The 6,000-nt window shown below is 72.6% G+C and carries 7 protein-coding genes; 3 read left to right on the forward strand and 4 right to left on the reverse strand.

Going from position 1 to position 6,000, the window contains the following annotated elements:
- The first annotated feature begins 229 nt into the window (after window positions 1-229).
- The 3 genes from ACYVO2_RS11585 to ACYVO2_RS11595 all read left to right on the forward strand — a co-directional run bounded on the left by ACYVO2_RS11585 (window position 230) and on the right by ACYVO2_RS11595 (window position 3,107).
- A complete protein-coding gene (locus ACYVO2_RS11585; RefSeq protein ID WP_461007611.1) occupies window positions 230-937 on the forward strand; it encodes an aggregation-promoting factor C-terminal-like domain-containing protein in 708 nt (235 codons plus the stop codon).
- Window positions 938-1,187: 250 nt separating this feature from the next.
- Window positions 1,188-2,579, forward strand: coding sequence for an AI-2E family transporter (locus ACYVO2_RS11590; RefSeq protein WP_461007612.1), 1,392 nt, complete (start codon window positions 1,188-1,190; stop codon window positions 2,577-2,579).
- A 114-nt stretch (window positions 2,580-2,693) separates the two neighbouring features.
- Complete coding sequence (locus tag ACYVO2_RS11595) at window positions 2,694-3,107, forward strand: nuclear transport factor 2 family protein (RefSeq protein WP_461007729.1); 414 nt, start codon at window positions 2,694-2,696, stop codon at window positions 3,105-3,107.
- Window positions 3,108-3,201: 94 nt separating this feature from the next.
- Here ACYVO2_RS11595 and ACYVO2_RS11600 read toward each other — a convergent pair whose 3' ends face one another.
- From ACYVO2_RS11600 to ACYVO2_RS11615, 4 genes are all read right to left on the reverse strand, one after another.
- Window positions 3,202-3,738 carry an alkyl hydroperoxide reductase gene (locus ACYVO2_RS11600; protein ID WP_461007730.1) on the reverse strand — a complete coding sequence of 179 codons (537 nt, stop codon included), beginning with the start codon at window positions 3,736-3,738 and terminating at the stop codon, window positions 3,202-3,204.
- A 5-nt stretch (window positions 3,739-3,743) separates the two neighbouring features.
- Window positions 3,744-4,298 carry a peroxiredoxin gene (locus ACYVO2_RS11605; RefSeq protein WP_461007613.1) on the reverse strand — a complete coding sequence of 185 codons (555 nt, stop codon included), beginning with the start codon at window positions 4,296-4,298 and terminating at the stop codon, window positions 3,744-3,746.
- A gap of 117 nt (window positions 4,299-4,415) precedes the next feature.
- On the reverse strand, window positions 4,416-4,757 hold the full coding sequence (locus ACYVO2_RS11610) for a type II toxin-antitoxin system antitoxin (RefSeq protein ID WP_461007614.1): 342 nt from the start codon (window positions 4,755-4,757) through the stop codon (window positions 4,416-4,418).
- A gap of 5 nt (window positions 4,758-4,762) precedes the next feature.
- Window positions 4,763-5,725: an SPFH domain-containing protein gene (locus ACYVO2_RS11615; RefSeq protein ID WP_461007615.1), complete on the reverse strand. Its 963-nt coding sequence runs from the start codon at window positions 5,723-5,725 to the stop codon at window positions 4,763-4,765.
- Window positions 5,726-6,000: the final 275 nt, after the last annotated feature.

Raw genomic sequence — 6,000 nt, forward strand, 5'->3', positions numbered from 1 at the left:
GCCCCGCGTACGGCAGTGGCAAGGGTGTCCTCATGGGCTCCCGGAGCTCTTGAGGCACAACACGAGAACTGAACACTGGTGGTGCCGTACGCCGCCCGAGTAGTACCAGCGAACCCGTCCGGGGGCGCACCGGGCCCGCGCCTTCCGTGGCCGTGTTTGGGAAGGCCAGCGCCAGGGGCACGATTGCGTCCGCGCGGTCACCACGCGGGCGATGCCGGAAGGATTGCATGTGACTCGGATCTCGGTCCGGGGATTCGCCGTGGCGTCCGCCACCGCGGTCACCGCTGTCGGTGCCGTCGTCGGTGGAGTCGCCTCAGCAGGCGAACAGGGAGACACGTCCCAGGCCACCGAGCCCGTGGGCGCCACGCTTCTCGCCGACATACCCAGTGGGGAGCAGGCCCAGCAGGCCGTCTCCGCCAACTTCGGCCAGCAGGCGCTGGCCCAGGCCGACGCCGCCGACACCGAGGCGCGCAAGGCCGCCGAGGAGGCCGCCCGCAAGGAGGCCGCCCAGCAGGCCGCCGACCGGAAGGCCGCCGCGGAGGAGGCCGCCCGCAAGAAGGCGGAGGAGCGCAAGCAGCGGGAGGAGGCCGCGAAGGCCGCCAGCCGCTCCGAGAGCCGTGTCGCCCTGACCCCGCAGAGCTCGTACACGGTCGCCCAGGTGCAGGCCATCGCCCAGCAGATCGTGGGCGGCGACCAGTACCAGTGCTTCAGCAACATCGTCACCCGGGAGAGCGGCTGGAACTACAAGGCCGTCAACCCCTCCTCGGGCGCCTACGGGCTGGTGCAGGCGCTGCCGGGCCACAAGATGGCCTCCGCGGGCGCCGACTGGCAGACCAACCCGGCCACCCAGATCAAGTGGGGCCTGAACTACATGAACGAGCGCTACGGCAGCCCGTGCGGCGCCTGGTCGTTCTGGCAGACCAACCACTGGTACTAGAGCCCCCGCCGCCTGCCGGGACCAGGGACTGACACCACGGGCTCCGGCGCGGGCCAAGGCCCCCGGACGGGTTCCGGACGCAGGCGCGCGAGCGAAGCGGCCCCCCGCCGACACCACGTCGGCGGGGGGCCGCTCCTCGTGCGCGTACCCGGCTTCGCCGCCGCGCCCCCGGCGGCGCGCGCCCGCTGCGGTAGCGTTCAGCCGTTGCACGTCTGGCACGGGCCCGGTAGCGGGGGTAAGAGGAAGCGTCATGTCCCGATTGCGTAAGTGGGGGGCGGGAGGGGCGTCCGTCCTGTCCACGATGTCCGCGCGGCTCTCGGCGGCCCGCCGCGCCGGGGCCGGCGACCCCGCGAAGGACGAGCCCGCGGGCGCCTCGCCCGGCCGGACCGGGCCCCCCGAGCCGCCCACGCCGCCCGTCGCCCACGGCGCCGTCCCGCCCGGGCACGAACTGCCCCCGCCCGTCGCCGTCGTCCCGTGGGGGATGCGGGTGGCCGCCGAGGTGGGCTGGCGGCTGCTGGTGCTGGCCGGAGCCGTCTGGGTGCTGATGCAGGTCATCGCCGAGGTGCGGCTCGTGGTGCTGGCGTTCTCCGCGGCGCTGCTGATCACCGCGCTGCTCCAGCCGCTGGTGTCCCTGCTGTGCCGCCTCGGCCTGCCGCGCGGGCTCGCCACGACCGCCACCTTCGTCACCGGGTTCGTCGTGCTCGGCCTGGTCGGGTGGTTCGTGGTCTGGCAGATCATGGAGAACGTGGAGAACCTGTCCGACTCGGTGCAGGACGGCATCGAGGAGCTCAAGCAGTGGCTGCTGGACAGCCCGTTCCACGTCACCGAGGAGCAGATCAACGACATCGCGGACAACCTCACCGAGGCGATCCGCAACAACAGCGAGGAGCTGACCTCCCGGGGCATCGAGGGCGTCACGATCATCATCGAGGCGCTGACCGGCATCCTGCTGTGCGCGTTCTGCACCCTGTTCCTGCTCTACGACGGGCCGCGCATCTGGAGCTGGGTGCTGAAGCTGTTCCCGCCCGCCTCGCGCGCCGCGCTGAAGGGCGCGGGCCCGCGGGTGTGGGCGACGCTGACCGCGTACGTGCGCGGCACGCTGCTCGTGGCGCTGATCGACGCGGTGTTCATCGGGACCGGGATAGCGCTGCTGGACGTGCCCATGGCCGTGCCGCTCGCGGTGATCATCTTCCTGGGGGCGTTCGTGCCGCTGGTCGGCGCCGTGGTCTCCGGGGCGCTCGCCATGGTGGTGGCGCTGGTGACGAACGGCCCGTTCACCGCCCTGATGGTGCTGCTGATCGTGCTCGCGGTGCAGCAGATCGAGGGGCACATCCTCCAGCCGTTCATCCTCGGCCGCGCGGTGCGGGTGCACCCGCTCGCGGTCGTGCTGTCGGTGGCCTGCGGCTCGTTGATCGCGGGGATCGGCGGCGCGGTGGTGGCGGTGCCGCTGGTCGCGGTGGTCAACACGGGGGTCGGCTACCTCGCCGAGCGCAGCCGGGAGATGACCCGTCAGCGCGCCGCGGCCCTGGCCACCCCCGGCGGCACACCCCCCGCACCCCCGGCGGGCGGCGCCAAGGAGGCCCCGCCGCCACCCGGTGAGGAGCACTCGGGGCCGGAGGACGGCCGGGGCGACGGGCCCTAGGCGCACGCCCGTGGCCCGGCGGCCGGCGGCGCGACCTCGACGGCCGATCGCCGCCGGTGCCGCGGCCCGCCGGCTGCCAGGCTCGGCGGCGTGACGAACTCCACCACCACACCCATGACCGAGTCGGTGGCCGTGCTGACGCGCATGTACGCGGCCGAGGCCGAGTACCTGGCCTCCGGCGGGACCGGCTTCGACGCGCTCGCGCCGTACTTCGCCCCCGACGTCGTGCTGTACCAGGCCGAGGCGCTGCCCTACGGCGGCACCTGGCGCGGCCACGCGGGCATCGCGGACCACATGGCCGCGATGAGCGCGACCTGGGAGTCGTTCGCCTTCTCGGAGCAGCGGTTCCTCGCCACCGGTGGGACGGCGGTGGTGCTCACCTCCGTCCGCGCGCGGGCCCGGGCCACCGGGCGCGAACTGGCCTTCCCCATCCTTCAGACGATCACCGTCGCGGACGGGCGGATCACCGAGGTCCGCCCGTTCTACTGGGACACCAAGGCGGTCGCCGACGCCTGCGCCGCCGGGTAGCGCGCCCATGGCGAGGGCCCCGCGGGGCGGCTCCCCGACGGGGGCCGGCCCCGCGGGGCCCTCGTGTCCTGATGCGGTCGCGGACCGCGGCGGGTCAGCTCCCCGCGAGGTGCTCCTCGGTGTCGAGGGTGACGCCGACGGCCTGGATCACAGAAGCGATCTTGACCGCCTCCTGGATCGCCTCCCGGTCGAGACCGGCCTTGCGCAGCACGTTCTCATGGGAGTCCAGGCACTGGCCGCAGCCGTTGATCGCGGAGACGGCGAAGGACCAGAACTCGAAGTCGGTCTTGTCCACGCCGGGGTTGCCGATGACGTTCATCCGCAGCCCCGCCCGCAGGTTGCCGTACTCGTGGTCCGACAGCAGGTGGCGGGTGCGGTAGAACACGTTGTTCATCGCCATGATCGCGGCGGCGGCCTTGGCGGCCTCGTACGCCTCGGGGCTCAGCCGCTCCCTGGCCTCCGGCTCGAGCTCGGTCAGCACCCGGCGGCTGCGCGAGGCGATCGCGCAGGCCAGCACGGTGCCCCACAGCCGCTGCTGCGGGAGCTGCGAGTTGCCGACGACCGAGCCCAGGTTCAGCTTCAGGTCCTTGGCGTACGCGGGAAGCGCGTTCTTCAGCTCGTCCAGGGCCATGCCGCTCACACGCCCGCGAGGAGCTTGCCCGCGTCCAGCGTGTCCTCGCCCTTGGTCCAGTTGCACGGGCACAGCTCGTCCGTCTGGAGGGCGTCGAGCACCCGCAGGACCTCGTTCGGGTTGCGGCCGACGGATCCGGCGGTCACCATCACGAACTGGATCTCGTTGTTCGGGTCCACGACGAACACCGCGCGCTGCGCCACGCCGTCCGGGCCGAGGACGCCGCACTCCGAGGCCAGCTCGCGCTTGACGTCGGCCAGCATCGGGAAGGGCAGGTCGCGCAGGTCCGGGTGGTTCTTGCGCCAGGCGTGGTGCACGAACTCCGAGTCGACGGAGACGCCCAGCACCTGGGCGTCGCGGTCGGCGAACTCGTCGTTCAGCTTGCCGAACGCGGCGATCTCGGTCGGGCAGACGAAGGTGAAGTCCTTGGGCCAGAAGAACACGACACGCCACTTGCCCTCGTAGGACTTGTGGTTGATCTGCGTGAACGCCTTCTCGGGGTCGAGGTCCACACAGGCGGTCAGGTCGTACTGGGGGAACTGGTCACCGACAGTGAGCACGGATGATCCTCCGGGGATTGCTTTTGTCCTGAAACAGCCGGTAACCCGGCACTTGGACTAGATCCAACTCTGACACAGGTCTCTCCGATTGGTGAAATCGGCAGCGCGTCTGCCAGGTTAAATCTTCCGGTCCCCGGTCCGCGGGCCAGCTTCCGCGGCTCCGCCGCGCCGTGGTGACGCAGGGTCGCCGTCGGGCTCTCCGCGCCCGCCTTCCCCGGCGCCGCCCGGTTCAACCGCGCCGGGCCCGTCGGGCGGCCGCTTGCGGGGGCGGCCCCGCCTGGGCAGGCCGCCCGCGGCGTCGGGCAGGCGGCCCGCCTCGCTGAGGGCGCGTCTGAGCAGGAACTCGATCTGGGCGTTGGTGCTGCGCAGTTCGTCCGCGGCCCACCGCGCCACCGCGTCGTGGACCGCGGGGTCCAGCCGGAGCAGGACTTTCTTTCGCTCGGTCACCGCCGCACTCACTGTCCCTACTGGTAGAGCGTGCCCGTGTTCAGAACCGGCTGGGCCGCGCGGTCCCCACAGAGTACGACGAGCAGATTGCTGACCATGGCGGCCTTGCGCTCCTCGTCCAGCTCCACCAGGTCCTGCTCGGCGATGCGGGCCAGGGCCGACTCCACCATGCCGACCGCGCCCTCCACGATGCGCTGCCTGGCGGCGACCACCGCGCCGGCCTGCTGGCGCTGGAGCATGGCCGCGGCGATCTCCGGGGCGTACGCCAGATGGGTGATGCGGGACTCCACGATCCGCACCCCGGCCGCCTCCACCCGGGCGGTGATCTCCAGGGACAGCCGCTCGGTGATCTCCTCGGCGTTCTCCCGCAGCGAGATCTCGCCCGCCTCGTGGGAGTCGTATGGGTACTCGATGGCGATGTGCCGCACGGCCGCCTCCGTCTGGATGGCGACGAACTCCTCGAAGTCGTCCACCTCGAAGACCGCCCGGGCGGTGTCCACCACCTGCCACACGACCACGGCGGCCACCTCGATCGGGTTGCCGTAGGCGTCGTTGACCTTCACCACCGCGGTCTCGTGGTTGCGGATCCGCGTGGACACGCGGCGGCGCTCGGTGAACGGGTTGACCCAGCGCACGCCGGGGGTGCGGACCGTGCCGGTGTAGGACCCGCCGAAGAACTGGAGCACCCGGGCCTCGCCCGGCGCCACCACGGTCAGGCCGCACAGGGCGGTGGCCGCGGCGGCGGCGACCAGGCCCGCCGCGACGAGCAGGGCGACGGGCGCCGCGGCGCCGCCGTCACCCGCGATCAGGGCCAGGGCGCCGGCGACACCCCCGGCGGCGGCGAGGAGCGCGGCGCCCGCGGCCAGGGCGACGGCCACCCCGCCCCGGTCTCTCGCCGCGCGCTCGCGGACCTGGGGTTCGGGCATTTCGACGGCGACGTCGGCCGCGGCCGGGGCCGGGGTGGTGGGTGCGGCGGGCATGGGCTTCCCCCTGTTGGTGATCCTCGTTGTGCTAGTGGAAGATTAGCAAAGTGATATCACTTTATGGGGTCGGGGGGAGAGACGGAAGGCAGGCGGAAGGCCGCGCGGTTCCCGCCACCCGGGCTCCCGCACCCCAGGCACCAGCCGGACACGGCCCCACCGGCAACCACCGGTGGCGAGACAGGTCTCCGGCTTCCCGGCTTCCCGGCTTCCCGGCTTCCCGGCTTCCCGGCTTCCCGGCTTCCCGGCTTCCCGGCTTCCCGGCTTCCCGGCCT

The sequence above is a fragment of the Streptomyces capparidis genome (assembly GCF_054782095.1).

Bases quoted from the DNA above. Each gene is read 5' to 3' on its own strand.
- ACYVO2_RS11590 (WP_461007612.1), top strand. From the start codon at position 1,188: ATGTCCCGATTGCGTAAGTGGGGGGCGGGAGGGGCGTCCGTCCTGTCC.
- ACYVO2_RS11595 (WP_461007729.1), top strand. From the start codon at position 2,694: ATGACCGAGTCGGTGGCCGTGCTGACGCGCATGTACGCGGCCGAGGCC.
- ACYVO2_RS11600 (WP_461007730.1), bottom strand. From the start codon at position 3,738: ATGGCCCTGGACGAGCTGAAGAACGCGCTTCCCGCGTACGCCAAGGAC.
- ACYVO2_RS11615 (WP_461007615.1), bottom strand. From the start codon at position 5,725: ATGCCCGCCGCACCCACCACCCCGGCCCCGGCCGCGGCCGACGTCGCC.